At 55.2% G+C, this 25,919-nt stretch carries 23 protein-coding genes; 12 read left to right on the forward strand and 11 right to left on the reverse strand.

The features are described 5' to 3' along the window. Positions 1 to 6 precede the first annotated feature (6 nt). Genes ACKTS9_RS03475 through ACKTS9_RS03495 form a run of 5 tightly spaced genes read right to left on the reverse strand, consistent with a single transcriptional unit; the run spans position 7 to position 6,324 of the window. On the reverse strand, positions 7 to 993 hold the full coding sequence (locus tag ACKTS9_RS03475) for an ABC transporter permease (protein ID WP_407878947.1): 987 nt from the start codon (positions 991 to 993) through the stop codon (positions 7 to 9). Continuing rightward, a complete protein-coding gene (locus ACKTS9_RS03480) occupies positions 990 to 2,315 on the reverse strand; it encodes an efflux RND transporter periplasmic adaptor subunit (protein ID WP_407878949.1) in 1,326 nt (441 codons plus the stop codon). Before ACKTS9_RS03480 ends, ACKTS9_RS03475 begins: the two co-directional genes overlap by 4 nt. A 5-nt stretch (positions 2,316 to 2,320) precedes the next feature. Continuing rightward, complete coding sequence (locus ACKTS9_RS03485) at positions 2,321 to 3,169, reverse strand: carbohydrate ABC transporter permease (RefSeq protein WP_407878951.1); 849 nt, start codon at positions 3,167 to 3,169, stop codon at positions 2,321 to 2,323. Continuing rightward, on the reverse strand, positions 3,166 to 4,035 hold the full coding sequence (locus ACKTS9_RS03490) for a carbohydrate ABC transporter permease (RefSeq protein ID WP_407878953.1): 870 nt from the start codon (positions 4,033 to 4,035) through the stop codon (positions 3,166 to 3,168). Before ACKTS9_RS03490 ends, ACKTS9_RS03485 begins: the two co-directional genes overlap by 4 nt. Positions 4,036 to 4,095: 60 nt before the next feature. Beyond that, positions 4,096 to 6,324, reverse strand: coding sequence for an extracellular solute-binding protein (locus ACKTS9_RS03495; protein ID WP_407878955.1), 2,229 nt, complete (start codon positions 6,322 to 6,324; stop codon positions 4,096 to 4,098). Positions 6,325 to 6,462: 138 nt separating this feature from the next. Between ACKTS9_RS03495 and ACKTS9_RS03500 the strand changes: the two genes are divergently transcribed. The 4 genes from ACKTS9_RS03500 to ACKTS9_RS03515 all read left to right on the forward strand — a co-directional run bounded on the left by ACKTS9_RS03500 (position 6,463) and on the right by ACKTS9_RS03515 (position 12,099). After that, positions 6,463 to 8,748 (forward strand): putative bifunctional diguanylate cyclase/phosphodiesterase, encoded by a 2,286-nt coding sequence (locus tag ACKTS9_RS03500; RefSeq protein WP_349216737.1) that lies wholly within the window; start codon positions 6,463 to 6,465, stop codon positions 8,746 to 8,748. Positions 8,749 to 8,811: 63 nt separating this feature from the next. Further along, entirely contained in the window at positions 8,812 to 9,492 is a 681-nt protein-coding gene (locus tag ACKTS9_RS03505; RefSeq protein WP_349216738.1) for a response regulator transcription factor, read from the forward strand. Next, entirely contained in the window at positions 9,489 to 10,751 is a 1,263-nt protein-coding gene (locus ACKTS9_RS03510) for a sensor histidine kinase (RefSeq protein WP_349216739.1), read from the forward strand. The genes ACKTS9_RS03505 and ACKTS9_RS03510 overlap by 4 nt, the downstream gene beginning before the upstream one ends. A 115-nt stretch (positions 10,752 to 10,866) precedes the next feature. Next, positions 10,867 to 12,099: an NAD(P)-dependent oxidoreductase gene (locus tag ACKTS9_RS03515; protein WP_349216740.1), complete on the forward strand. Its 1,233-nt coding sequence runs from the start codon at positions 10,867 to 10,869 to the stop codon at positions 12,097 to 12,099. Positions 12,100 to 12,160: 61 nt separating this feature from the next. Here ACKTS9_RS03515 and ACKTS9_RS03520 read toward each other — a convergent pair whose 3' ends face one another. Together ACKTS9_RS03520 and ACKTS9_RS03525 are read right to left on the reverse strand one after the other, a co-directional pair. Continuing rightward, positions 12,161 to 13,969: a hypothetical protein gene (locus tag ACKTS9_RS03520; protein ID WP_407878960.1), complete on the reverse strand. Its 1,809-nt coding sequence runs from the start codon at positions 13,967 to 13,969 to the stop codon at positions 12,161 to 12,163. 14 nt (positions 13,970 to 13,983) lie between these two features. Beyond that, complete coding sequence (locus ACKTS9_RS03525; protein WP_407878962.1) at positions 13,984 to 14,478, reverse strand: hypothetical protein; 495 nt, start codon at positions 14,476 to 14,478, stop codon at positions 13,984 to 13,986. 145 nt (positions 14,479 to 14,623) lie between these two features. Between ACKTS9_RS03525 and ACKTS9_RS03530 the strand changes: the two genes are divergently transcribed. From ACKTS9_RS03530 to ACKTS9_RS03540, 3 genes are all read left to right on the forward strand, one after another. Continuing rightward, positions 14,624 to 15,304 (forward strand): response regulator transcription factor, encoded by a 681-nt coding sequence (locus ACKTS9_RS03530; protein WP_407878964.1) that lies wholly within the window; start codon positions 14,624 to 14,626, stop codon positions 15,302 to 15,304. After that, positions 15,298 to 16,566 carry a sensor histidine kinase gene (locus tag ACKTS9_RS03535; RefSeq protein WP_407878966.1) on the forward strand — a complete coding sequence of 423 codons (1,269 nt, stop codon included), beginning with the start codon at positions 15,298 to 15,300 and terminating at the stop codon, positions 16,564 to 16,566. Before ACKTS9_RS03530 ends, ACKTS9_RS03535 begins: the two co-directional genes overlap by 7 nt. An 84-nt stretch (positions 16,567 to 16,650) precedes the next feature. Then, a complete protein-coding gene (locus ACKTS9_RS03540) occupies positions 16,651 to 17,226 on the forward strand; it encodes an HD domain-containing protein (RefSeq protein WP_407878969.1) in 576 nt (191 codons plus the stop codon). A gap of 46 nt (positions 17,227 to 17,272) precedes the next feature. On the opposite strand, the gene ACKTS9_RS03545 is transcribed toward ACKTS9_RS03540, so the two are convergent. The 3 genes from ACKTS9_RS03545 to ACKTS9_RS03555 are packed head-to-tail and all read right to left on the reverse strand — an operon-like array spanning position 17,273 to position 21,074. Then, positions 17,273 to 18,619, reverse strand: coding sequence for an ATP-binding protein (locus tag ACKTS9_RS03545; RefSeq protein WP_407878971.1), 1,347 nt, complete (start codon positions 18,617 to 18,619; stop codon positions 17,273 to 17,275). Next, complete coding sequence (locus ACKTS9_RS03550; protein WP_407878973.1) at positions 18,616 to 19,302, reverse strand: response regulator transcription factor; 687 nt, start codon at positions 19,300 to 19,302, stop codon at positions 18,616 to 18,618. The genes ACKTS9_RS03545 and ACKTS9_RS03550 overlap by 4 nt, the downstream gene beginning before the upstream one ends. Further along, entirely contained in the window at positions 19,299 to 21,074 is a 1,776-nt protein-coding gene (locus ACKTS9_RS03555; RefSeq protein WP_407878975.1) for a Na/Pi cotransporter family protein, read from the reverse strand. Before ACKTS9_RS03555 ends, ACKTS9_RS03550 begins: the two co-directional genes overlap by 4 nt. 275 nt (positions 21,075 to 21,349) lie before the next feature. On the opposite strand from ACKTS9_RS03555, the gene ACKTS9_RS03560 reads away from it, so the two are divergent. From ACKTS9_RS03560 to phoU, 5 genes are all read left to right on the forward strand, one after another. Further along, a complete protein-coding gene (locus ACKTS9_RS03560; RefSeq protein ID WP_407878977.1) occupies positions 21,350 to 22,219 on the forward strand; it encodes a phosphate ABC transporter substrate-binding protein in 870 nt (289 codons plus the stop codon). A gap of 66 nt (positions 22,220 to 22,285) precedes the next feature. Further along, positions 22,286 to 23,158: a phosphate ABC transporter permease subunit PstC gene (pstC, locus tag ACKTS9_RS03565; protein ID WP_349216749.1), complete on the forward strand. Its 873-nt coding sequence runs from the start codon at positions 22,286 to 22,288 to the stop codon at positions 23,156 to 23,158. Further along, positions 23,148 to 23,996 (forward strand): phosphate ABC transporter permease PstA, encoded by an 849-nt coding sequence (gene pstA, locus ACKTS9_RS03570; protein ID WP_349216750.1) that lies wholly within the window; start codon positions 23,148 to 23,150, stop codon positions 23,994 to 23,996. The genes pstC and pstA overlap by 11 nt, the downstream gene beginning before the upstream one ends. A 13-nt stretch (positions 23,997 to 24,009) precedes the next feature. Beyond that, on the forward strand, positions 24,010 to 24,771 hold the full coding sequence (pstB, locus tag ACKTS9_RS03575; protein ID WP_407878980.1) for a phosphate ABC transporter ATP-binding protein PstB: 762 nt from the start codon (positions 24,010 to 24,012) through the stop codon (positions 24,769 to 24,771). Positions 24,772 to 24,789: 18 nt separating this feature from the next. Continuing rightward, positions 24,790 to 25,446 carry a phosphate signaling complex protein PhoU gene (gene phoU, locus ACKTS9_RS03580; protein WP_407878982.1) on the forward strand — a complete coding sequence of 219 codons (657 nt, stop codon included), beginning with the start codon at positions 24,790 to 24,792 and terminating at the stop codon, positions 25,444 to 25,446. A 47-nt stretch (positions 25,447 to 25,493) separates the two neighbouring features. On the opposite strand, the gene ACKTS9_RS03585 is transcribed toward phoU, so the two are convergent. Then, positions 25,494 to 25,898 (reverse strand): hypothetical protein, encoded by a 405-nt coding sequence (locus ACKTS9_RS03585; RefSeq protein ID WP_407878984.1) that lies wholly within the window; start codon positions 25,896 to 25,898, stop codon positions 25,494 to 25,496. Positions 25,899 to 25,919 lie beyond the last annotated feature (21 nt).

The raw sequence follows: 25,919 nt of genomic DNA on the forward strand, positions 1-25,919 counted from the left end.
CGTCTTTCAGGCGCGGGTCCTATTGTATAATTCCACCGTGAGCATGCTGGCTGCGGCGCTGCAGACAGCCAAAATGGTCAGCGCCTGTTTGGCCAGAACATCCTTTCGGCAAGGAAAAACGGCAAACCACTCGTTCAGGCACGCAAGCAGCGTCTCCCCCAGCTGCGGCCAGAAAGAAAAATCACTCCACTGCGCCGGAATCATCCATCCCGGCAACTGTTCCATCAGAAAAGGCAGGCACAACGCCAGACCAGTTCCAATCCCGAACAAAAGCACCTGCCTGTGTACAGGCGGCAAATTCCGCATCCGGCGCACGCATTCCGATATCAAAAGCACTCCGGCAAGCAGCAGCGGAAGAAAGCACAAACCGGTTGCTGCTGTTCCCATGCTTTGCCCGTACACCATACTGTCCGGCAAAGGGAGGCCGGCCTGTCGGATCAGCTCCTGTGCCTGTGCTTTCCGGTCGTCCTCAAAAGAACCGCTTAGCTCTACAGCGGAAAACGTATCCGCCAGCGAACAACCTCGCAAAAGCACCCGCTCATTTTCTTCAAAAACGCCCCGCACCGTCAGACTGATGCCCTCCCACTCCAGAGACTGTCCCACAACATCGTTGGAACCGAACAGCTGCCAGGCCAGCGCTGTGGAGATCGCACATCCCGACGCGTCTTCGCTGCCGGGGTAACCACCGGATATAAAACGGGCCGGATAACACAGTGACCCTTCTCCGTTAAAGCGGATCGCTGTCACCTCATCCGCCTGGTGCAGTTCCGTGTGTGCCTGCCCCTGTTCTTCACGCCAGAAAGTGGGATACAACGGGGCATCCTCCTGCTCTCCGGCCGCAGTGCGCAAAGCCTCTGCCTGCGTCTGGCTCAAAGGTTCTTTCCATCGCAGGCCCAGAGCCGGATAGCAACTTTTTATTTGTTCCGCCGCAGAGAAGCTCACAGCCAGAAGCAGCGCGCAAAGCACAGCGGCGAGAAACTTTTTCTTTTTCATGAGGCATCCACCCGCACTCTTGCACCCTCGGACAATGGTTTTGTGCTGGATGCCACCACCTGATCAAACGCGGTCAGAATCGCGCTGGAAATCGCCGTCTGTGTACGACCGTTCTCCAGCACTTCCACCGGGACGCGCAGAAGTACGTTCTGCGTTCCAAGCACCGTTTCTCTCTCCTCCAGCACATAGACAAAGGTGCCCCGGTTGTCCGAATGAACCGCGCCTGCCGGGACGCACAAATCGTAATCTGTCCGCGAAAGCGTCATCGTTCCCGTGGCGGCCCCCTGTTTCCAATCGCCGCCTTCCAACCGGGCCGTCAAGGTCAGTGAGCCGTCTTCCCGAGGTGCACCCACGGCGGTGACGGCTGCGGTCTGCGTCTGATTTTTCTGCACAACTTGCACCTGTGCGCCAAGCTGCGCATGTTCGGCATCTATTTCACTGAGGGTAAATTCCAGTTCATACCCCTGTGCTGCGTCCGCCAGCGTGCAGGCCTGTGTTCCCGACGTGGTTCCTTCTGTCAGTTTCCAGGCTGTCAGCGTGCCTGCAAGTGGTGCCGTGATTTGGCCGTTCGTTTCAGCCAGCTGTTCCAGCGCGTAAATCTCGGTTTGCTTTTCCTCGATATCCACTCTCAGCACCGCCGCGTCCGCCTGATTGGTGAGGGCGTTTTTTTCGTTTTGCTGTTTTTGTTTTTCATAGTCTTCCAGCGCGCTGTTTCGGGCATTTTCCGCGGTCTGTGAAGCACGCACGGCGCTTTCGTAGGCTTGCCGCGCCTGCTCGATGGCTTGTTCGTCCGGCTCTTGCGCCGCCTGCAGCGCTTCCAGTGTCTGTCTCGCCTTTTCCTGATCCTCATAGGCCCAGTTCAGCTGCTGCTGTGCATTGGCCACAGCAGAATCATCCAATTCTTCTCCCTGCTCCAACTGTGAAACCTGCGTCTGCAGTTTCTGCAATTCGGCTTTTGCACGATCCAGCGCCAAGGCAACCTCATCCAAATCAAACTGCACCAAAGCCTGTCCTTCCTCTACTGCCTGCCCTTCCTTGCAAAGCAGGGTTTGAACGGTCAGTCCCTGCGGGCATTCCACAACGCAGGAACCTGCCGCTGAGATCATTCCCTGTACGGTGACTTCCTGTGTGATCGTCCCCTTTCCGGGTGCTGACGTCTGTACCTGCGGGACCGCGGCATTGGCCGTTCCGCGAGCCACCAGCGTCAGTACCAACATCAGTGCAAAAAAGCGAAGCAAATTTCCGAACGCCTTTTTTTGCCCCTGATCATAAATGCGAACCGGCCAGTATTTTTCACGCAGTTGCTTCCATCTTTTTTTCATCTTTTTCACTCCTTGAGGCCGCTCGCCTGAATTCCAAGTTCCAGGTATTTCTGGCCGAACAGAAAAATCAGCACCGCCGGCGTCAGCGCAATCAGACCGGAAACCATGGCCAGACTCAGCTCGCTTTCCGCCACTTGCGGAAGATACAGGGACAGCGGCCAGTTGGAAGGATTTTTCAAAAAAGTCATCGGCTGCTCCACAGCGTTCCAACCTTCCAGAAAACCCAAAACCAGCGCGGACAGGATACCCGGCATTCCAAGCGGAAGTCCTATGTAAAAAAATGTCCGCCCATACCCGGCGCCGTCCAGCGCTGCAGCTTCCAGCATGCTGCGCGGAACTGCGTCAAATCCTTTGGCCATAATAAACACCGGAAAAGTAGAAAACACGCCTGGCCAGATAATCGACCATGGTGTATCGATCAGTCCCAGCCAATCCAGCACCAGATAGTGCGGCACCATCGTCACCTGAAACGGAAGCAGCATCAAAACAATATACACACCAAACAAAAAACGACGGCCAGGAAAGCGCAGCCTTGAAAATGCCCAGGCGGCCGGTGCGCCAACCAGCAGCTGGCCTGCCAGCTGCGCAAATACCTGGAAACAGGTGTTCCAAAACAGCACAAAAAACTCGGGTGAGTCCAGCAAGAGCCGCACCAGCGGTTCCAGGGTAGGCGCGTCCGGAAGGAGCGGCCACTGTGCAAACGACTGGGCGCCACTGTTGAAGGCCGGCCCAAGGCAATCGGTCACTTCTCTGGGGCCCATCAGGGCACCTGTACCCATAAACCACAAAACGCCCCAAACTGCCAGCGCAGGCAGGCACAGCAGCACGGCAAGATAAACACGGTTTCGTTTCATGCGCCATCCTCTCCCCGCAAAACGGATTGCAACGGCAATACAATGACCAGCAGCGCCAGCGCCACCAAAATCGCCGCAGCGGACAAACGTCCCAGGTCCATGGCAAGGAACCAGTTATTGAACAAATGCTGCAAAAGATAAATGCTTTCATGCGGATAACTGCCTGCTACCAGGTACGCTTCCCGGAACACTTTGAACATGTTCAAAAGGCTCAAAACAGCCACCAACCCCAGTGTGGGAAGAAGCTGGGGCAATGTGATGCGGACAAACATCTGCCCCTTTCCCGCGCCATCCACCTGAGCGGCTTCATACAAGCTGTCCGGGATCCCGTCCAGTCCCGCCAGCCAAAGGATCATGTCATAACCACTGTTTTTCCAAAGATAAGTCAGAATCAGGACCCAAAACGCCGCATCGGTGCCCATAAAATCTACCGGCTCTGCGCCTGCTGCCGCTAAAAGGCCATTCAGAATTCCGTTTTGCGAAAACAGCGCTTTCCATAAAACCACAATGCTGGCCACGGGAAGCGCCATTGGCAGCAAAAACGTTGTTTTAAGATATTTTCCGCCCGGGCGCAGCGCGCGCACACACAGCGCCAAAAACAGGCTGACTGCCAAAAGGCAGGGCACACAGACAGCTAAAAATTTTGCAGTGTTGGAAGCCGCCAGCAAAAAAGCGCTGTTTTTCAGCACGGAACGGTAGTTGGACCATCCCACACTGTCTTGGCCCAGCGCATCGGTAAAGCTGCGGTAAACAGTCTGCGCGAAAGGCACAAACAGAAAAACCGTCAGACCTGCCAGGCTCGGTGCAAGAAAAAGGGCGGCGGCAGCGGCCTCGCCCTTTTTGCCTTTTTCTTTTTTCCAGCGCACCGTACCGCCCCCCTCTCTGCAACGATCATTGTACCGGCTCTTTCTTAAAAAAGTCTTGAATCAGCTTCGCTCCTCCAGCATCAGCTGCAGGCCCTGTGTGACGCGCTGGACCGTTTGTTCCAAACTCTGTTTTCCCTGTGCGTATTCCAATGCGGCATCGCGCACCAGCATCCGTTCGTTCTCCCCGGTCATCACCGGCGTTTTCAACTGCCCGATCAAATCGTCAATCGGATACATTTCTCCGGACAGGCCGTTCTGTTCATACTGAGCCCGCGCGGCACTCTGCTGTGCTGCAATTCCGGCCTTTGTTGTGGGCATTCCGCCGGGAACTTCCTGCCTCTGTACCTGTTCACTGAACAGCAGTGCAACAAATGCCTGCGCCAGTTCCGGCTCTTGGGCGCCCGCACTGATGCCGGTCAGGAGCTGCGGTGTCCAGGCGCCCTCGCAAAATCCGGGCAGCAGCTTGGACGCGCGGTCCGACGAGAGATCCCCCGTGCTGCTGTCGCGCGCCAGAAGTTCCAGAAGTGACAGATTTTCAAATTCATCTGCCGCCATCCTGGTCCGATCCACTTTATAGTTGGAGACCGAGCTGGGCAGAACAAACATCATCTGATTGTTTCCGAAACCGATCGCGTATTCTGATTTTTCCCAGCCGTCCGCGCTCTCCAGCCCGTAGTGATTGGCGATCGTTCGAATCTGTTCCAAAAAGTCTTTCAGTGCGCCCTGCTCCACGCCATCCTCTGTAATCAGCGCAGGAGCACACACATTCCAATAGACGTTGAACAAGTTGTCAAAGTCTGTATAATAGAGCACCGGCCGCTGCTCCGGCGGAATTGTTTCCTCTGCGTTGCTGTCGCTGAGCGTCATGCCGGGCCCCTGCGCCACCAGGTCGGACAGACTCTGAAGCGAATCAACCGCCGATACCTCTTCGGCACTGCCTGCCAGCAGTTCCACACGGAACTGTGCCGGCAGCAAAAAGATTCCTTTTTCCGTCTGGAACGGCTGAAGAAATGCAGGATAAAGCGCATCTGCATCCACAACCTCGGTCAAATCCGCCAACAGTCCGTTTTCCGCAAAGCTCTGAGCCGAAAGCTTGTCCAGAATCAGCACATCCGGGCCGCTTCCTGCCGCGATTTGTGTATTCAATGTACGCACAATGTCTTCCAGCGTTCCGGATGTCTGGTCTGCACGGGCGATTTCCAGCTGGACATCCACATCCGGATAAGCGATGCGCATCCGGTTTACGGCAACGCGCAGCAGGTCCGAATCGTCCAACGACCAAACGCGCAGCGTTTTTCCGCTCACAGTCGGCGCCTGCGCATCCCAGTCATACCGATACACACTCAAATGCTCGCTGTTTTCCTGCACAGCGAACACCAGGCAATTTTCATCCATCAGAATACCGCCGGCAAAATAGCTGGTGGGCATCCCGTAGGAGTACTTTTCACCGTTCATCACCAATTCCTGCAAACTTCCGCCCGGGTTCAGCCGCTTCACGCCCTGACCGGAACACAGATACAATGTGTCGTTCTCATCTGCCAGAAATGCGCCGATTTCTGTCTCCAGCAGGTTTTCATAGGTGCCGCCCAGCGAGGAGACAATGTTGCCATCCTCATCGTAAACCGTGCAAACACCGTTGTCGTCCATGCAGAACAAATGGGTTTTGTTGGATGTCATCATCGCGGACTGACAAGTGATTTCACGAATCAGAGTTCCTTTTGCGTCATATAGAAAAAGGCCGGTATTTCGGTCGGAACTGTAAACGCCGTTCTGCATGGTGAACCGGCTTCCAAAAACCGCGAAACGGTCTGTTCCGATGGGCTGTATGCTTGACGTTGAAACGCTTTTGCCATCCACCGTTTCCGCTTTCAGTGCTTCCAGTGCCAGCGGCGTAACCGTACCGTCTGTCTGGATGCGCCAGGCAAACGCATCATCCGATGCGGTGATCGTGCTTTTCACAGCCAGCAGGCTTCCATCCCACAGCGCAGCGATTTTCAATGTATCCATGCTTTGCGCGTCATACCAGGACAGTTCACTCTTGCGCCAGGTCTCTCCCAAGTCGCTGGAGTCCCAGCGCACGGGAGTCGGCTGCAGCCAATCGATGATCACGATGCCGTCCGGCGTTTTCAATAGTTCCGCGTACGCAGAAAGCGGTTCGTCCGGCGGCGTGATCTGTGTTTCCACAAAACGTCCTTGGGCCTGCGTTTGAGTCTCCTGCTGCGCGCCGCAGGCCGTAAACAGCATTGTAACCGCCAGCGTAAGCGCGGCCAGCCGTCTTTTCCATGTCATTTTTCATCGGCTCCTTTCGGGTATGATGAGAGTTTAGCACAACCAACCTCAAAACCACCTAAAAATTCTTTCTTCAAAAAAGAATTTGGTTTATACTGAAAAGGGCACCCTCAAACTTTTGCATGGGAGGAATCCGGTTTGAATCAACGAAACAGACAGCAGCGGACAGGCGCGTTTCTGCTGATTTCTCTTGTCTGCATCAGTCTTTGCCTCTCTCTGGTCGTCTTTTCATCCAACGGAAACAAAGTACAGCAGGAAGAGGCTTCCCGCTCTCTGGAAGTGACCGCGGAGTCTGCCTGCAATGCTCTGACCAGCGAGATTGACGGAAATTTGCAGACACTGATCGCACTTGCTTCTTCCATCGGCTATGAGTCCAACGGTCACATCGATTCGCAGGCGCTTCTGCACGATTCGTCTTTTCTCGCCCGTCTGGACGTCGTAAACTCGCAAAACGAATTTCTGCGCATGGGCGTTGTTGACCTGTCCTACTCCGGAAATTTTGTTCAGTTGGACGGCAATCGTGAGCTTGCGCAGGACCTGACGGGAGATGTCAACATTCAGGCGGCCATGAGCGGAACCGCGACGGTCTCGGCTTCTTTCTGGGATGAGGATTTTCAGTGCTATGTCAACCGGTATGCGGTGCCGATTTACGACACAGGCACCCAGGATGGAGTTGTCATCGGGGTCCTGACCGGCAGCAACCGAACCGAAGACCTTCTTTCACTGCTGGACACCCGCCTTATGAACGATTCCGCCGTCCATGTGTACGTCATGAACAGCGAAGGCCGCTTTGTGGTATATGACCAAACCGAATCTGACGCGCAGCGCGCGTGCAGCCTTTTGGAGCGGGAAGGCGTGACCAGCGAGTCCCGTCAGCTTCTGGCCGATGCGCTCAGCGCCGAACAAGCCGTTTCTTTTACTCTGGATTACAACGGGGTCTGTTACCAGATCTCCATTTTGCCGCTGAATATTCATGACTGGCATGTTCTCTGCGCAGTTCCACAGGCAGAGCTGGTCAGTGATATCAGCCACTGGTTCAGCTTTCAGCGCATCACTTTCCTGGCCATTTTCGCTGCGCTGCTTGTGCTCTCCTTCTATATTTATCGCATTGTGCGGCAGAACAACCGGACCATGTACCGGCTTGCCTATTTTGATTCTGTGACCGGCGCATACAACCGTGTGCGCTTTTTAGCAGAGCTTCCGCAGCGTCTGACAGACCGGCCGCAGGCTTTGGCCGTGCTGGAGGTCAACAACACCGCTTCCTTGAAAAACCTTTACGGACTGGAACGGTTCAACGATCTTCTGTGCCACATCAAAGGTGCGTTTGATGATCATCTTCGTCCGCACAGCATGTATTGTATGGGAAGAAGGGAACGGTTTCTTCTCCTGCTGGACGCAGATACCCCTGAAGGCGTGCAGGCTCTGCTGGAACCCGTTTTGAAGCAAATCCGCTTGTTCCGCGTTTCAGAGCGCCAGAACTTCCAGATTGCCTGCTCCGTTGGGGTCCGTTTTGTAACCAGAGAGCAGACCGATCTGGAACGCGCGATCACGGAAGCCGCCATGACGGCGGAAACCTCCCAGGGACAGCTTCAGGACGAGATTCTCTTTTTTGACCCGCACATTTACGAACCGGAAATCCTGCGGGCCGAGATTGAGGGAAATATGGAGCAGGCACTGGCCGAACAGCAATTTTCACTGTTCCTGCAGCCAAAGATCGATCCTCAGACCGGTCGTATCGACGGCGCAGAAGCGCTGGTCCGCTGGATGCAAAACGGTAAGGTCCGCTTTTTCCCGGACCAATTCATTCCGATTTTCGAGCGCAACGGTTTTTGCGTGGAACTGGATTTTTATATGGTGGAGCAGGTCTGCCGGGCGCTGCACCAATGGTTGGAAGCCGGTTATCCTGTCGTGCCCGTCTCCATCAATCAGTGCCGGCAGATGCTGTACGAAGATCATTATATGGACCGTCTGTGTGCAATTTTGGAAAAATGGCAGATTCCCCCTCGCCTGCTGGTTCTGGAAGTGACCGAGCGCTCTGCCATGACCGATCCCGATCGGATGCGCACTGTTCTGCTGGAGGTGCGTCGCCGCGGTCTCTCGGTCGCCATGGACGATTTCGGAAGCGGGTATTCCTCTTTGAATACGCTCAAAGATCTTCCCATCGACGAATTGAAGCTGGACCGTGTCTTTCTTTCCACCCTGGACCGTGCAGACGAAGAAAAGCGGGATCAGATTTTGAAACACGTAATTTGTCTGGCCCAGGACCTGCATATGACCACGGTAATGGAGGGAGTGGAAACTTCCCGTCAGCTGGAGTTCATCCGCGCTTTGCATTGCGATCTTGTCCAGGGGTACTATTACGACAAGCCGCTTCCCGCCGAAGAATTTGCGCAGAAATACTGCATGCCCCACCCGGAGCGTTGAGGTTTTCTTGAGGTATTCTGTGCTATGATAAAAAATCAGTTTCATGATAAAGGCGGACTCCCTATGCGTATCTTACTCGTGGAAGACAACAAGGCACTTTGTGAAGCCACTGCACTGGCCCTGCGCAACGAAGGCTGGTCAGTCGACACTGTTCATCGCGGCGATGAAGCCCGCTTCTATTTGGCGGAAGGCGGCTATGACGCGATTCTGCTGGACCGCATGCTGCCCGGCTGCGACGGAATACAGCTTGTGCGGGAAATGCGCCAGCAAAAAGATGATACACCGGTTCTTCTGGTGACGGCGCTGGACGACGTCCGGGCACGCGTCGACGGACTGGATGCCGGTGCGGACGACTATCTTTCCAAACCTTTCGACACACGCGAGCTCTGCGCCAGAGTCCGCGCATTGGGGCGCCGGCGCGGTGCGCTTGCGCAGGAACTCCGGTTTGCGGATCTGGTGTATTACCCCGCCGGGCTGATGCTGCACGGCGCACTTGGAAAGTGCACGCTTGCCCGCAAAGAGGGCGAACTTCTGGAAGCGCTGCTGCGCCAAAACGGACAGCCGATTTCCCGCCGTGCCCTGTTCGCACGCCTTTGGGGTGCCGATGCCGACGTGGAAGACGCCTGTCTGGACAGCTACGCCTACTACATCCGCCGGCGGCTGAAGGCCGTTACACAGCGCGTCCGGCTGGTGACGGTGCGCGGTGTGGGATACCGTCTGGAAGACGCAGGTGAACCGCAATGATCACGCAACTTCGGCGGCGCTTGACCGCCATTCTCACCGTCATGACCGGCATTGTGCTGACTGCCGGCCTGCTTGTCAGTTTCATTCTGGCCTGCCGCCAAATCGACAGCGCAGACCGCACCTATTTTTTCAGCCAATGCAACGCGCTGGTTCAACGTCTTACGACCGAATCCTCTCTTCCCGACCACTGGCTGGCACAGATGGAAGCGGATAACCAGCTTCTCATTTCCATCCGGGACAATGGCCGCCCAATCTTTTTCCCGGGAAGTTATTCCCCCGCCAGCAGCCGTGAGGAGCTGTTTGCTCTGGCACAGGACGCCTGCCACAACGTGGACGAAGACGGACTGTTCTCCCTGCAGGGATCGGCCGGCGATTCTTACCGGGGTTATTTTGTGCAGCTGTCCCTGCGCAACGGCCCCTGTGAAGTGATGCTTTTGCAATCCCTCGCGCCGAAAAATGCCCGCATCGCTCAAACCGCCCGAAACGATTTGCTTTTGCTGTCCCTTTGCCTGTTGGGGCTTTGGGGTTGCAGCCGTTTTGTTGCTTCCATCGCCGTTCGCCCTGTGCGCCAGGCCATGCAGCGGCAGGCCGAATTCGTCGCCGCCGCCGGACACGAACTGCGAAGCCCCGTCGCTGCAGTGGCAGCCAATCTTCAGGCTCTGGAGAGCTGTCCACCCGGCAGCGAACAGGCCCGCCGCTGTCAGCTGGCAGCCGGCGCCGAAAACGGAAGACTTGCCCGCCTTGTGGAAGACCTTCTGGTCCTGGCCAACGCGGATGCCATGCGCTACCGCTGGGACCCCAACGAACTGGATACCGATGCCCTGCTGATCGATACCTTCGAAGCATTTCGCACGCTTGCCCGGCAACGGGGCTTTCGTCTGAGTATGCAGCTTCCCGAACAGCCGCTGCCCCGTGTGCTGGGAGATCGTCAGCGGCTGTGTCAAATTCTCACCTGTCTGCTGGATAATGCCACATCCTACGCACCGCCTGGAACCGAACTTTTGCTCTCCGGAAAGGTGTGCAAAAGTGAAGTGCACCTTTCGGTCACAGACCACGGTCCCGGTGTTCCGGATACGGAAAAAGAAAAAATTTTTGAACGCTTTGCCCGGCTGGACCAGAGCCGCGCGCCCACCGGACACTTCGGGCTCGGTCTTTCTGTTGCGCACGAACTGGCCGTGCTTCACCATGGGCGCCTGCTCTGCAGCGACACACCGGGCGGCGGCGCTACTTTCACGCTGATTCTTCCTGCTTTGCCATAAAATCCACTCTTGTCCCCTGCCGGAGTTTATAGTACAATGTGAATGAGCGAAAAGTCCATATTGTGAAACGTTTGTCAATCCCTTGGCGGCGTTTTCAGGGAAAGGAGCGCCAGTCATGGCACAACATGTTTTGGACGAGGCCCAGCGCTGCCTCAATTGCAAGGTGCCCCAATGTCAAAAGGGATGCCCCATTCATACCGCCATTCCGGAAGTGATCCAGCTCTTATTGAGCGGACATCTGGACGAGGCCGGCTGGAAACTGTTTGAAAACAATCCCCTCACCACCGTGTGCAGTCTGGTATGCAACCACGAAAAGCAGTGCGAAGGGCATTGTGTTCTGGGCAAAAAGGGAGCCCCCGTTCATTTTTCAACCATCGAAAATTATATTTCCAGCACTTATTCCAGCAAAATGGTGAAAGGGCCTGCGCCGTCCAACGGTATTCGGGTAGCCATCATCGGCTCCGGCCCTGCCGGGTTGACCATTGCCGTGATTCTGGCTCGAAAGGGATATCAGGTCACCATCTTTGAAAGCAAGGACAAAATCGGCGGAGTCCTGCGCTATGGCATTCCCGAGTTTCGTCTGCCCAAAAGCGTTCTGGATGATTTTGAATACCGCCATCTCCGCTTGAAGGGCATCAAGGTGCGTCCCAATACCGTCATCGGCGGGGCCATCGGCATCGACGACTTGTTCCGCGACGGATACAAAGCCATTTTTATCGGCACCGGTGTCTGGCAGCCGAATACGCTCCATATCAAGGGGGAGACGCTCGGCCATGTCCATTTCGGAATCAACTATCTGAACAACCCGGACAGCTATCACCTGGGCGAGCGGGTCATTGTGATCGGCGCAGGAAACGCAGCCATGGATGTGGCACGCACCGCCATGCGCAAAGGTGTGCGCTTTTTGCAGTGCTTTTCCCGCGACGAAGGCGTAGCTGCTTCCAAGCACGAATTTGAATACGCCGTTTTGGAAGGCGTTGAATTCGTTTACAACAAAGCACCTGTGGAAATTCGGGACGAGGGTGTCATTTTTGCCGATGTGGTAAAAAAGGAAGATGGTACCCGGGAAATCGTGCCCGGTTCCGAGCAGCTTTATCCGGCTGACAGTGTGATTATCTCCATCAGCCAGGGTCCTTTGAACCGTATCGTGAACAGCACCAAAGGCATTGACACCAACGCCCGGGGCCTGATCGAAGCAGATGAAAGCGGTCATACCACCCGTCCCGGCATTTTTGCATCCGGCGATGTGGTCAACGGTGCGCGCACAGTGGTGGAGGCTGTGGCTCACTCCAAACAGGTAGCACAGGCAATGGATGAATATATGCAGTCACTGCCCAAAGACGACTGATTTTTATGCATTTAAAAAGAGCGGAGACCTTTCGGTCCCCGCTCTTTTTAAATGCAATTGCTTACTGGCGCTCTGCCAAATACAGCGATAATTCATTCGTCAGTTCCGCCACAGCGTCTTCCACAGACAGGGTTCCGGCGCAAAGATCTTTGGCGTATTCCAGAATGTACTGCTTTACCGTTGTATTGATCCGAACCGGTGTTTTCAAACCGGCCAGCAATTCTCCAAAATCGCCCTGATACCGTTCCCAGCCATTGGCCTGCTGTGCACGGAAAAGGCTGGCATCCAGCGCGGCCTGATTTACCGGCATTCCCTCATCTTCATAGAGAGTGGACTGAATTTTCTCGCTCAAAAGCGTGCGCACATATTCCAGTGCCGGTTGCTGCTGCGCGCTGCCCGCATTTACCGCCACCATGCAGCTGGGAATGAACGCCCCTTCGCACAGGCCGGGCTGCAGCACCACATTAAATTCACTCTGCTCAAAAGTGCCGCTGAGGATGCCGCCGATGTATCGTCCGCCGTTGGACGGGATGACAAGAGGCGTGCTCATCAGCGTTCGACCAAACCGTGCCCGGTCCGAATTGGTATATTCCTGCAGCTCGTCGGATGCGATGACCACATCTTCCCCGCTGCCGCCTGCCGTGCTGTTTTCCGTGGGATTTTCCGAATATTCGTCCATCCCGTAATACCCTCCTATGTCTGCGATCAGATCCAGCACCTGATACAAAGCATCCCCATCGATTCCCTCGTCGGTCAAAATCGCATTCATGCTGGTCTGGAGTGCAAAGTCCACTAACTTTTCCAAATCCAGGAACGAAAAAGCATACGCATGGGCATCGTCCAGCGGTGTGTAATAGCTTTCATCCTCAACGGTGACATCCGGACGCGGTGCCCACTGGTGGACCCCGCTTCGAAGTGCGTCCAGACTGGTCAGCTTCTCCACGGAACCCGCATCCCCAAAGAGGACCGGGACCTGGAACCGCGCCGGGAATACACAGACTTCTCCATCCTGCAGAAAAGCCTGACCGACCGATGGCACAAGCGCCGTTTCATCAATTGCGCCGGAAAGGTTGGCAAAGGCCCCCTTCTGGATATAGGATGCATAATCGTCCACCCCGTCCAGAATCAGGACGTCCGGGCCGTTCCCGGCCAGCAGTTCCGTGTTCAGCTGGCGAAGCACGTCCTCCACACCCGCTGTATCTCCGTCTTCCAGCGCATACGTATATTGAACATTCAGAGAAGGATTCTCTGTTCCGAACTGGACAGCAGCCGCCCGCGCCGTATCGCTGTTATACAAACTCCAGACATTCAGGGTATTGTCCTCGCTGGGCGCCGGCAGCGAGTCGTCTTCATAGTACCGGTAGATCCGGCTTTGATAATTGCTGCCTTCCATATCGCTCATTGTCACTGCAAAAGACCCGTCGTCCAGCACCAGCAGCGTGTGAATGGTTCTTCCCGGAAGGGCCAGTGTAAAGGCCCCCGCTTCCAAAATCGTTTCCAGTTTGCTTCCGCCCTGCGCCAGCCGGTGCACGCCGCGCACATCGGCGAAATAGCTGGTGCCGTCTGCACGGACCGCCAGTGCCGCATTTCCCGTGATATCGGACAGATTTTCATGCAGCATGGTCAGCGCACCGCTTTCATCCGCGGACTGAAGCTGGTAGGTCTGTCTTTCTCCGTCAAAATTCATGACATAAAGCGTTCCGCCAGCTTCGGCCGAAATCAAAAACTGCGGATATTCCGTCGACTCGCCGTTCACTTTTTGTCCGGTTGTCAAATCGAAGACTCCGCTTTCGCTGGGCGATATCATCCTCGCCGCAGTCGCCTGTCCATTGACATCGGTTGCCTGGACGCTGTATCCTTCTCCTTCCATGGGAACCTCCAGCGTCAAAAGGCTCGTTCTGCGCTCATCAAATCCACTCTCTGAATCGTGGCTTCTTCGGGGATATCAAAACAGAGCTGCCGTGATGTTCCATCCGCTGAAATCAGCCATTCGGTCTGCGTTCCGCCTTCCACGCCATAACTGGTGACTAACAGCGTGCCGTCCGACGCACGTGAGACGCCTGTAATGGTACCGCTGATCTGTTCTTGCCAGGAAAGCTGTTCTTCCTGCCAGGTCTGCCCGTTGTCCTGAGACACAAAGCAGCGCACCTGCCATTCCTGCACAGCATTGGGGTCTGTTCCGTACCAATACAGTGTTCCGTCTGCATCAGCTGCAAACCCCAACTGGTACAGCCCCTGTTCAGGCGTGATCTCTTGCTCTTCCCAACGGCCTGCCGCCTGCTGCACCTGCGATGTACTTTCTTCTGCCGCGCACCCCGACAGCGAAAACAGCAGGGCCGTGCTTAAAAGCAGACTGATCGTGCGTTTTAGCCCATTCATATCCATGCCTCATTTCCTGTGTGATGCAATCAAGAATAGCAATTCTTTCTTGAAAAAACCTGAAAATATTTCTCGGCTGTTTGAGGTTTCTTTCAGACAAGCGCGTTATAATAAGTAGAATAACAGATTTTTTCCGAGGTGCAATATGCGGATTTTGATGATCGAGGATGACCGGGAGCTCTGCCGCGCTGTCGGGGCCAGCCTTTCAGCGGAAGGCGTGGAAGCAGATTTTTGTCACGATGGTGACGAGGCGTATGAATATCTTCTGCAGGACATTTACGATGTATGCTGCCTGGATCGGATGCTTCCTCACACAGACGGTCTGACCCTGCTGCGGAAAGCGCGTGCGGCAGGCGTTCAGACGCCGGTGTTGATGCTGACGGCGCTTTCCCGCATTGGGGACCGTGTAGACGGACTGGATGCAGGCGCTGACGATTATCTTGCCAAGCCCTTCGACATGCGGGAACTTTTGGCCCGCCTGCGTGCTTTGGCACGGCGCCCGGCGCCCTTTTCTTCCCATACGACTGTGCGGACCGGAACGCTCACGCTGGATCTGACTCAGCTGACTCTTCAAGGCCCCACCGGCATCGTAGGGCTTTCCCGAAAAGAATGCGATTTGCTGGAAACCCTGATGCGCCATCCCGGACAATTGATGGGGCGTTCGGTATTGTTGGGGCGCGTCTGGGGAATGGACGCTCCGGTGGAAGAAGGGAGTCTGGACAGCTACATTCATTTCGTCCGGCGTCGTCTGAAAACCGTCGGCGCAAAAGAAACGGTTTCTACCGTTCGGGGTGCAGGCTATCGCTTGGAGGCATCCTCATGCTGAAATCACTTCGCCTGCGGCTGACTGTCATCTTTTCCTGTCTTTCCGGGCTGATTCTGCTTCTGTCGCTGGGAGCCACATACTGGATGTCCGCCCGGCAATACCTGGAAAGTCAGGAAACACTGTTTCTGCAAACCTTTTCCGCTGTACGGGAAGAACTGGGCAAATCGGACAGCATCTCCGACGCATGGCTCAAAAAGCAGGAGATCCCCGGTCACATCGCCATTTGGATCAGTGACAACAACGTCCCCTTCCACTTCAGTGGAATTTGGGACACACAGACCCCGCGGAACGAATTGGCTTCCCGTGCCCAGAGAGAAGCCGCTGCACGCGGTCTTTCCGGAATGATGGATGGCACCAAAACAGGCTTCACCATTCAAGGCCAGCAGGAAGAACGCTATCACTGCGCCGTGGCCTATTTGGGATGCCCTCAGCCGCTTTGTCTGGTCATGCTGCAGGCCGATGCGCCGCAGCGCATGCACCTGATGAAAACCGGTGCAGTTTATTGCCTGATTGCGCTGTTGGGAGTGGCCTGTCTGGCCGGCATCAGCTGGTTTCTCGCCGGAATGGCACTGAAGCCCACAGTGGAGGCACTTCGCCGCCAGACAGAATTCATTGCAGCTGCCAGCCATGAACTACGCAGCCCGCTGACGGTCATCAAGGCCAGTCTTTCCGCTGCCCGCCGGGCGGACCGTGCCGAAAGCGAATCTTTTTTGGATACGGCGCAGCAGGAAGCCGGCCGCATGGCCCGTCTCATTGACGACCTCCTGACGCTGGCAGGAAGCGATGCCGGTGCGTGGCATATTTGCCGTTCCGATGTGGAGCTGGACACTTTCTGTATCGATTTGTACGAGCGGTTCCATACGGTATGCCATGAGCAGGGCCATGTTCTGACACTGGAATTGCCCGACGAGCCTCTGCCGCATCTTTCGCTGGACCGGGAACGCCTGACCCAGCTGTTTGGTATTTTGCTTTCCAACGCCTGCTCTTATACACCGAAGGGGACCCCCATCGAGATTTGCGCTCGCAGTGAACCGCACTTTGTGGAGCTGTCGGTCATCGATCACGGTCCCGGCATTCCGGACCCGGAAAAAGAAGCTATTTTCCGGCGTTTTTACCGCGGTGATGCAAGCCGGACGGAAAAACAGCATTTCGGTTTAGGCCTTTCTGTAGCGGCCGAACTGGCCGCCCTTCATGCAGCCAGGCTCACGGTACGGGATACACCGGGCGGTGGCGCCAGTTTTGTACTGCGGCTTTTCCGCTGAATCCGGCCCTTTTCCTTTCCGTGCAAACGCGCTATAATGGAAGAAAATTGGCCGCAAGGCCTTCGAAAAAAGGAAGTGTCGAACATGGTTTCACGGGAGAGCGCTGTAGCGCTGGTCCAAAAATACAATCAGGAGCCTTTTCACCTGCAGCACGCCTATACGGTAGAGGCGGTTATGCGGTGGTTTGCAAACGATTTGGGATATGGCGCTGACGCAGATTTCTGGGCTCTGGCCGGTCTGCTGCACGATGTAGACTTTGAACAGTACCCCGATGAGCACTGCCAGAAAGCACCTGAACTTCTGGCGGAGATCAACGCGGACGAAGCGCTGGTCCATGCGGTATGCAGCCACGGATATGGTCTTTGCAGCGATGTGGTGCCCACCCACGAGATGGAAAAAGTTTTGTTTGCCTGCGACGAACTGACCGGTCTCATCGGCGCGGCTGCAAAAATGCGTCCGTCCAAAAGTGTTCAGGACATGGAATTGTCCAGTCTGAAGAAGAAGTTCAAAGACAAAAAATTTGCGGCAGGTTGCTCGCGCGACGTCATCCGCCAGGGCGCGGAGATGCTCGGCTGGGAGCTGGACCAGCTGCTGGACAAAACCCTGTGCGCCATGCGCGCCAGTGAGGCAGATGTAGCTGCTGAAATGTCCGCCTCTTAAAAAGCCAAAAAGCCGTGCCGGCGCGTGTGCGCCGGCACGGCTTTTTTCAGTTCTGCTCCGGGAAAAGCACTTGAATGGAAGTTCCTTTACCCGCTTCACTTTCCAGCTCAATTTTCGCATTGTGAAGAATCGCAATATGTTTCACAATGGCCAGGCCCAGTCCGGTTCCGCCTGTGGCCTTGCTTCGGCTTTTATCCACCCGATAAAACCGTTCGAACACGCGCTGCTGGTGCTCGGGCGCAATGCCGATTCCATTGTCCTTCACACACAGTTCGGCGGCACCGGCAACATTGCGCACCGTCACCTCCACCTTGCCGCCCGGACGGTTGTAGCGAATGGCATTGTCGCACAGGTTTTGGCAAAGCTCCATCAAGAGACCCCGGCTGCCTTCCACCATTACGGGCTCCGTCTGAGCAGAAAGGACCAGATACGCTTTGCGGGCAGCCGGCTGCAGATCCTGCACGCACTCATTGACCACCGCCGCCAGGTCCACCGGTTCCATGGTCAACTTGCCTGCGCCTTCCTCGCTGGCGTCATCCAGCTCCGACAGCTGAATGATATCTCCCACCAGCGCCATCAGGCGGCCGGCCTCTTTGCGGATGCGTGCGGCAAAACCCGCGATATCCTCCGGTTTGGCCATCCCCGTTTCGATCAGTTCCGCATATCCCGAAATACTGGTCAGGGGTGTTTTCAGTTCATGGCTGACGTTTGCCGTAAAATCGCGGCGGATCTTTTCACCGTTCTGCCGGTTTTTCTGGTCCAGTGCGATGGCTTTCGCAAAAGGTTCCAACTCTTTATAGGGAACATTTTTTTCCACGTCGTCCAAATTGTTTGCCATGGTCACAATAGGACGCACCAGCTGCCTGGTGAGGAAAAACGCCAGCAGAACAGAAAGCAGCAAAATCAGCACACAACTGACCAGTACAGCGGGGACCGCATCATCGTAGATGGAAAAGAAATTTTTCGCTTCCGTAGCCACCCGAAGAACATTTCCGTTGGACAGCCGAATTGCGTAATAATAAGTGTCGTACCCCAGTGTCTCCGACATGCGCTGATCGGACCCTTCGCCGGTTTCCAGTGCCTGGCGAACTTCTGTGCGGTTCAGATGATTTTCCATCGGGGCGGAGCTCTGATTTTCAAACAGCACAGTTCCGTCAGGCGCAATCAGGGTGATTCTCAGCTCCCCGCCGCCGAAAGAGCCCAGATCTTCGGGATCTTCCATCCTTTCACAGGCCAGCGCAATATCCTTTGCCGTCAGTTGCAAATCGCGCACCACCTGCTTTTCAAATACGCTGTGGAACATCACCATGCATAAAAGGGTCGTCAGCGCCATCGCCACAAGACCTACCGCAACCAGACGGACGGCGATTTTTTCCGACATACTCTTTTTCATGACTCTCCGGCCTCTTCTCTCTCGCTCAGGCAATAGCCCACTTTACGCACGGTGCGCACCAGGCTTCCCGCGTCGCCCAATTTCTGGCGAAGTGTACGCACGTGCATATCCAGCGTACGGCTCTCGCCGAAAAACTCGGTGTCCCAAACTTCTTTCATAATGGTCTCACGGGGCAGGACCTTTTCTGCATGCCGCAGCAGCAGACGCAGCAAAGAATACTCTTTATATGTAAGAGAAATCTCCTTGCCGCTCACCTGTACCGTGTGTGTTCCTTCATCCAGGCTGATGGGGCCGTACTGCAGCCGCTCTTCCTGCTTTTTCTCCGCGCGGCGCAATACCGCTTTGACGCGGCTGATGAATTCCATCACGCCGAACGGTTTGGAAATGTAGTCATCCGCACCGCAATCCAGTCCCGTCACCACGTCGATTTCGCTGGCCTTGGCCGTCACCATAATGACCGGCACGCTTTTTGCCGGACCGCTTGCGCGAAGCCGGCGCAGAACGGAAAAGCCGTCCTCACCCGGCAGCATGACGTCCAAAACAATCAGCTGCGGCACTTGCTTGTGACATTCTTCCAGGCAGCTTTCGCCGTTCTCAAAGCCTTTTACGGTGTAACCGCTGTTCTGCAGTGCATATTCTTCCAGACCACGAATGCTGGCATCGTCTTCCACAATGTAAATCATTTTATTTCCTCCGATTCCGTCATAGGCGGGAACACATAGCGATCACGATATTTTTGAATTCGCTTTTTGAAATCTTCACTTTCCTCTGCCTTCATTTTACCCAAATATTCATGCGTGTCAAAGCTGTCATGCGCCACTTCGATCAACGCCACGGCAATGTTGCTGCAGTGATCCGCCACACGCTCGTAGTTATTGAGCAAGTCCGAAAGGATGAAGCCAAGCTCAATGGTGCACTCGCCGTTCTGCAGTCTGGCGATGTGACGCGCCTTCATCTCGCGCACAAGCTCATCCACCACTTGCTCCAGGGGTTCAATCTTTTCCGCATCCTCCAGGTTTTCATGAATAAACGCTTTCACTGTGCGCTGCACGATCTCCTGAATGGCAGCTTCCAGCACATCCAGTTCGGCCACAGCGCTCTCGGAAAACTGAAGTCCTTTTTCATGGATCTCAATCGCCGTTTTCCGCAGGTTCATTGCATGGTCACCGATCCGCTCAAAATCGCCGATGGTGTGCAGCAAAACCGAACTTGCATGGCTGTCCGCAATGGTCAGGCTCCGGCTGGACAATTTTACAAGATAGGTTCCCAGAACATCCTCATACCGGTCGATCTCTTCTTCCCCGGCACTGATGCGGTCCGACAGGTTCTTATCCCAGTAATGCGTCAGCGACATGGCCTGAAGAAGTCCGGTACGTGCTGCATCTGCCATCCGGTCGGTCAAAGCGCGGGCACGCTCCACCGCAACAGCGGGTGTGGCCAAAAGGCGCTCGTCCAGAAGCTGAACCGTCTCCGGTTTCTTCCCGTCCGGGATGGTGAGCACGGCCAGTTTTTCCAGCTGACGGTTAAATGGAAGCAGCACCGCTGTGGCGGTGATGTTGAACACCGAATGCACCACCGCGATGCCGGCGGCCGTCACCGTTTGGTCCACAAAGGAAAAATGAATCAACCCGTTCAGGCCGTAAAAGGCCACCAGGAAAATCGTAACACCGATCACATTAAAATAAAGATGCACTATTGCTGCGCGCTTGGCGTTTTTGTTGGCGCCAATGGACGAGATCAGCGCTGTTACGCAGGTGCCGATGTTCTGGCCCATAATGATGGGAATCGCGCTGCCGAAAGTAATGCTTCCGGTAATAGCCAACGCCTGCAGAATGCCAACGCTGGCACTGGACGACTGGATGATCGCCGTGAGAAGCGCGCCCGCCAGCACACCCAAAAGCGGATTTTGAAACATCGTGAACAGCGCGGTAAACTGCGGCACATCTGCCAGCGGCTTCACCGCCGAGGACATGGTTTCCATCCCGCTCATCAGAATGGCAAATCCCAGTAAAATCGTGCCGATGCCCTTCTTTTTCTCGCTCTTTACAAACATGTAAAGGACAATGCCCACAAAGGCCAGGAATGGCGCGAAACTGCTGGGCTTCATCAGCTTCACCCAGAAGCTGTCACCCTGAAGCCCGGACAGGCTCAAGATCCAGCTGGTCACCGTAGTGCCCACGTTGGAACCCATGATGATCCCCACCGCCTGGTGCAGCTGCATCAGGCCGCTGTTGACAAAGCCGACCACCATGACCGTAGTGGCACTGGAGGACTGAATGATCGCCGTGACTACCAGGCCAAGAAAAAATCCCTTCAGCGGGTTATCCGTAAGTTTGCTCAAAATCACCTGCAGGCGGTTGCCGGCCTGCTTTTCCAGCGCCTTGCCCATGACGTCCATGCCAAACAGAAACATGGCCAGGCCGCCCATCAGAGCCAAAACGTTGAAAAGATCCATAACAGCTTCCTCTCTCTTTCCGCAAATACAATAAATTCGTCTTTTATATTACCTTCATTATTGTAAAAGACCGCATGTAAAATTCACGACCGTCTTTTTGTAAAATCCATGTAAAGTTTACAAGAATTTTTCATTTTACATTTCTCTTTACGCATTTTTTGCAAAATTCTGACTCAATCATGGTAGTTGCAAATCCAAAAGAACGGTATGCTAAATACGTCCCGAGAGGAAAATGAGGATCCGGCGGGTGCCGGGCAGTAAAAGGAGAATGAAAGATGAAACGCACTTCCAAAGTATTAGCAGTTTTGACGATTGGCGCCATGTTGCTGGCCGGCTGTGGCCAGAGCACCAGCTCTTCTGCGGCGGATACTTCTTCCGCTGAGCAGAGCACGGCCGCTTCTTCCACCGCCGCAGAACTTTCCGGCAAAGTTGCCACGGGTGGTTCCACCAGTATGGAGGCTGTGATCGGCGCTTTCCAGGAAGCTTTTGCAGAGAAATATCCTGACGTAGACGTCACTTACGATCCCACCGGAAGCGGCGCCGGCATCACCGGTGCACAGGAAGGTTCTTTGGATATCGGTCTTTCCAGCCGCGCTTTGAAAGAGGATGAAACCGGCGTGACCGGAACCACCATTGCGCTGGATGGCATCGCCATCATCGTGAACAGCGAAAATCCGGTTGCCGACCTGACGCTTGAGCAGCTGGCCGGGATCGCCAAAGGCGAAATCACCAACTGGAGCGAAGTTGGCGGCGACGACGCCGAGATCGTCTTCGTCGGCCGTGAGGCTGGCAGCGGCACCCGCGATGGCTTTGAAAGCATTGTCGGCGTGGAAGACGAATGTGTCTACTCTGAAGAGCTGACCGCCACCGGCGCTGTGATTGCGAAAGTTCAGTCCAACGCCAACGCCATCGGTTACGCTTCCCTGTCCGCTCTGGATGACACTGTGAAGGCTGTCACCGTGGAAGGTGTTGCTCCCAGCGAGGAAACTGTTCAGGATGGTACTTATAAGATTCAGCGTCCCTTCGTGTTCGTGACCAACGATTCCGCCGAGTTGAGCGAGACTGCCCAGGCATTCTTCGACTTCGCGCAGAGCGACGAAGCTGACGAACTGATCCGCGCGGCCGGCGCTGTTCCCCTCGCCTAATCTTCAACGAAGAAACCCGAAACCCGGTCGGCAATGCTGGCCGGGTCTTTTTTAGGAGGACGCTTCATGCGAATCAAAAAATGGATTGAAGCTGTGATGAACGCGATCTTTTTCGTCTGCGGTATGGTCGCCATTTTATCGGTCGTACTCATCACAGTGTATATGTTTGTTTCGGGCATCCCCGCCATCGTGGAAATCGGCCCCATCAACTTCCTGTTCGGAACGGTTTGGAAAAGCACCGCCAAGGAGCCCAGCTTCGGCATCCTTCCGTTCATTCTCACCAGTGTGTGGGGCACGCTGGGCGCGGCGATCATCGGTGTTCCTGTGGGAATCCTGACCGCGGTGTTCCTGTCCAAAATCGCGCCGCGCAAACTGGCCGCTCCGGTCAGCGCAGCGGTGGAACTGCTGGCAGGCATTCCCAGCGTTGTATACGGCCTTGTGGGCATGCTGGTCCTGGTTCCGGCCGTGGCCAAAGCATTTGACCTGGCCAACGGCGCCAGCCTTCTGGCGGCCATTCTGGTTCTGAGCATCATGATTCTTCCCAGCATCATTTCCGTCAGCGTCACGGCGCTGAACGCTGTTCCCCAGGAATACGAAGAAGCCAGTCTTGCGCTGGGGGCAACTCCCACGGAGACTTACTTTAAAGTCAGCATGCCCGCCGCCAAAAGCGGTATTGCCGCCGGTGTGGTTCTGGGCATCGGGCGCGCCATCGGCGAGGCCATGGCCGTTATGATGGTAGCCGGCAATGTGGCCAATATGCCGGGTCTGTTCAAGAGCGTTACATTCCTGACCACTGCCGTGGCCAAAGAGATGAGTTATGCTTCCGGACTGCAGCGCCAGGCGCTGTTCAGCATTGCGCTGGTTTTGTTCCTATTCATCATGCTCATCAACGGTGTTCTGAACAGTGTACTGAAGCGGGGTGGCGACGATGAGAAATAAATCGAGAATTGTATGGGATGCGGTTCGCAAAGTGCTGGTGTATGCCGCCGCCGGCCTGACGATGCTTCTGCTGATCGGCATCATCGGGTATGTGCTTTACAAGGGTCTTCCCCAGTTGAGCTGGCAGCTGATCACCAGCGTTCCCAGCGTTACCAAAAAGATCGACGGCATTCTTCCCTATATTTTAAATACGGTATACGTCATTGTTCTCTCTCTGCTGATTGTGCTTCCCTTGGGTGTGGGTGCTGCCGTTTATCTGACGGAATACGCACAGAATCGAAAACTGATCCGCACCATTGAATTCACCACAGAGACCCTGGCCGGTATTCCCTCTATTATTTACGGTCTGGTAGGCATGCTGGTTTTTTGCCAGAAGCTCGGGTTTCAAAGCAGTCTGCTGGCAGGAAGCTGCACTTTGGTCATCATGACACTCCCCACCATCATCCGCACCACACAGGAAAGCCTGAAGACCGTTCCGGAAAGCTACCGTGAGGGCGCGCTTGGGCTGGGCGCCACCAAATGGCACATGGTCCGCACCATCGTCCTGCCATCCAGCGTGGACGGCATCGTCACCGGCTGTATTCTTGCCGTCGGCCGCATCGTGGGCGAAAGCGCGGCGCTTCTGTTCACAGCCGGTTTTGGGAAAATCGTGGCAGACAACATCATTGCCGCCTACAGCCGCAGCGGCGCCACCCTTTCCGTGGCCCTGTACATGCTGGCTTTTGAGGAAGGCAACTTCGACGTAGCCTGGGCCATTGCTGCTTTGCTTCTGTGCCTTGTGCTCGTCATCAACCTGGCGGCTCGCGCTGTGCGGGCAAAAGCGGCCAAAAAACACTGAGGAGGACCGGTTTATGGAACAGACACCCATCATTCAAACCAAAAATCTGACACTGCACTACGGTGATTTTGAAGCCCTGAAGGGCATTGATATGGATATTATGGCCCGCCAGGTCACGGCGTTTATCGGGCCGTCCGGCTGCGGAAAAAGCACCTTTTTGAAAACGCTGAACCGCATGCAGGACCTGGTGCCCAGCGTTCGCATCAATGGCGAGGTCACCTTCCACGGACAGGATATTTTTGCCAAAGACGTGGATGTAACCTGGCTGCGCAAAAAAATTGGTATGGTCTTTCAAAAGGCCAACCCCTTCCCTATGAGCATTTATGACAACATTGCCTACGGACCCCGCCTGCACGGTCATCCCAGCAGAGCACAGCTGGACGAGATCGTAGAAAAGGCGCTGCGCGGCGCGGCGTTGTGGGACGAAGTAAAAGACCGCCTGAAAAAGAGCGCGCTGGGGCTTTCCGGCGGACAGCAGCAGCGTCTTTGCATTGCCCGTGCGCTGGCTGTGGAACCGGAAGTGCTTTTGATGGACGAACCCACCAGTGCTCTGGACCCTGCCAGCACCATGAAGATTGAAGAGCTGATGACACAGCTGAAGCAGGAATACACCGTGGTCATCGTAACGCACAACATGCAGCAGGCGGCCCGCATCAGCGACAAATGCGCATTTTTCCTGGTGGGAGAACTGGTAGAAATGGATGATACCCAGCGCATCTTCGCACATCCCGCCGACAAGCGCACCGAAGATTACATCAGCGGCCGTTTTGGTTGATCAGGAGGATTGAACATCATGCAGACACGTACAGAATATCTTTCCCAGCTTTCGCAGCTGGATCACATGGTCAAAGACATGGGCGATCTGGTTTCGTCTTCCCTCTCCCAGGCGCTGCAGGCCCTCTGGAACAGTGATAAAACCCTTGCCGGCAACATTGCTTCCCAAGATAACGCCATCGACAACAAGGAACGTGATATCGAGCACCTTTGCATGACGCTGCTGCTCCGCCAGCAGCCGGTTGCTTCGGACCTTCGTCAGGTGAGTTCCGTGATGAAACTGGTGTCCGATTTGGAGCGCATCGGCGACCACAGCGCGGACATTGCAGAGATCGTGGAACACCTTGACGCCGGCAGCTATACACCTGCCGGTCTTCGGAAGATGGCTGAAACCGTGCAGAATATGGTTCAGGAGGCCGTTTCTGCTTTCGTGGCGCACGACACGGCGAAGGCGACAGCTGTGATTGCACGGGATGACGAAGCCGATGCCGATTTTGTTGCCATCCGGCAGGACATTGCAGCCCATATCGTAAAGCATCCGGCAGATACGGATGCCGCACTGGACTCGTTTATGATTACAAAATATCTGGAACGCATTGGCGACCATGCGGTCAATGTGGCGGAATGGGTTTCTTTCTGCCACGACGGGGAATACAAAAACGGCCCTCTGCTGTAAAACGCAACCGAAAAAAGCAGCGTGTATTGAAAAATACACGCTGCTTTTTATGCGTACTCCTGAAGCAGATCCCGGACAAATCGGCCCAGTTCCGTCTGATCGATTTGATTTTCAAACCGCAGGCTCTGTGCAAACCCGTCTTCAAAATGGCTGCTCAGCTGCCCGAAAACAGAAATATGGCCCTTTCCGTCCCCGACAAACGCAAGAAACTCGTCCTCCTTGTACGCTTCGCAAAGCCGGACTTCCCCTTTAAGTGCCTGATACAGCCGCATCAGCTGCCCGACAAACTCCTTCAGCTGCCGAAAATCCAAATCCCAGCAGGCCGCACCACCGAAGCGGCCGCTGGCCACGGAAATCTGCAGTGTGGCATTCACGGGATACTGCTCATCCTCTTCGAAAAACTTCGCCTGCAGTTCCAATTTGAACCCGTCTGTTTCCAGCGTATGCTTCATCTGCTCTGGCCTTTCTGCCGC

The organism is Owariibacterium komagatae, from assembly GCF_045865535.1.
Taxonomy (GTDB): domain Bacteria; phylum Bacillota; class Clostridia; order Oscillospirales; family Ruminococcaceae; genus Ruthenibacterium; species Ruthenibacterium komagatae.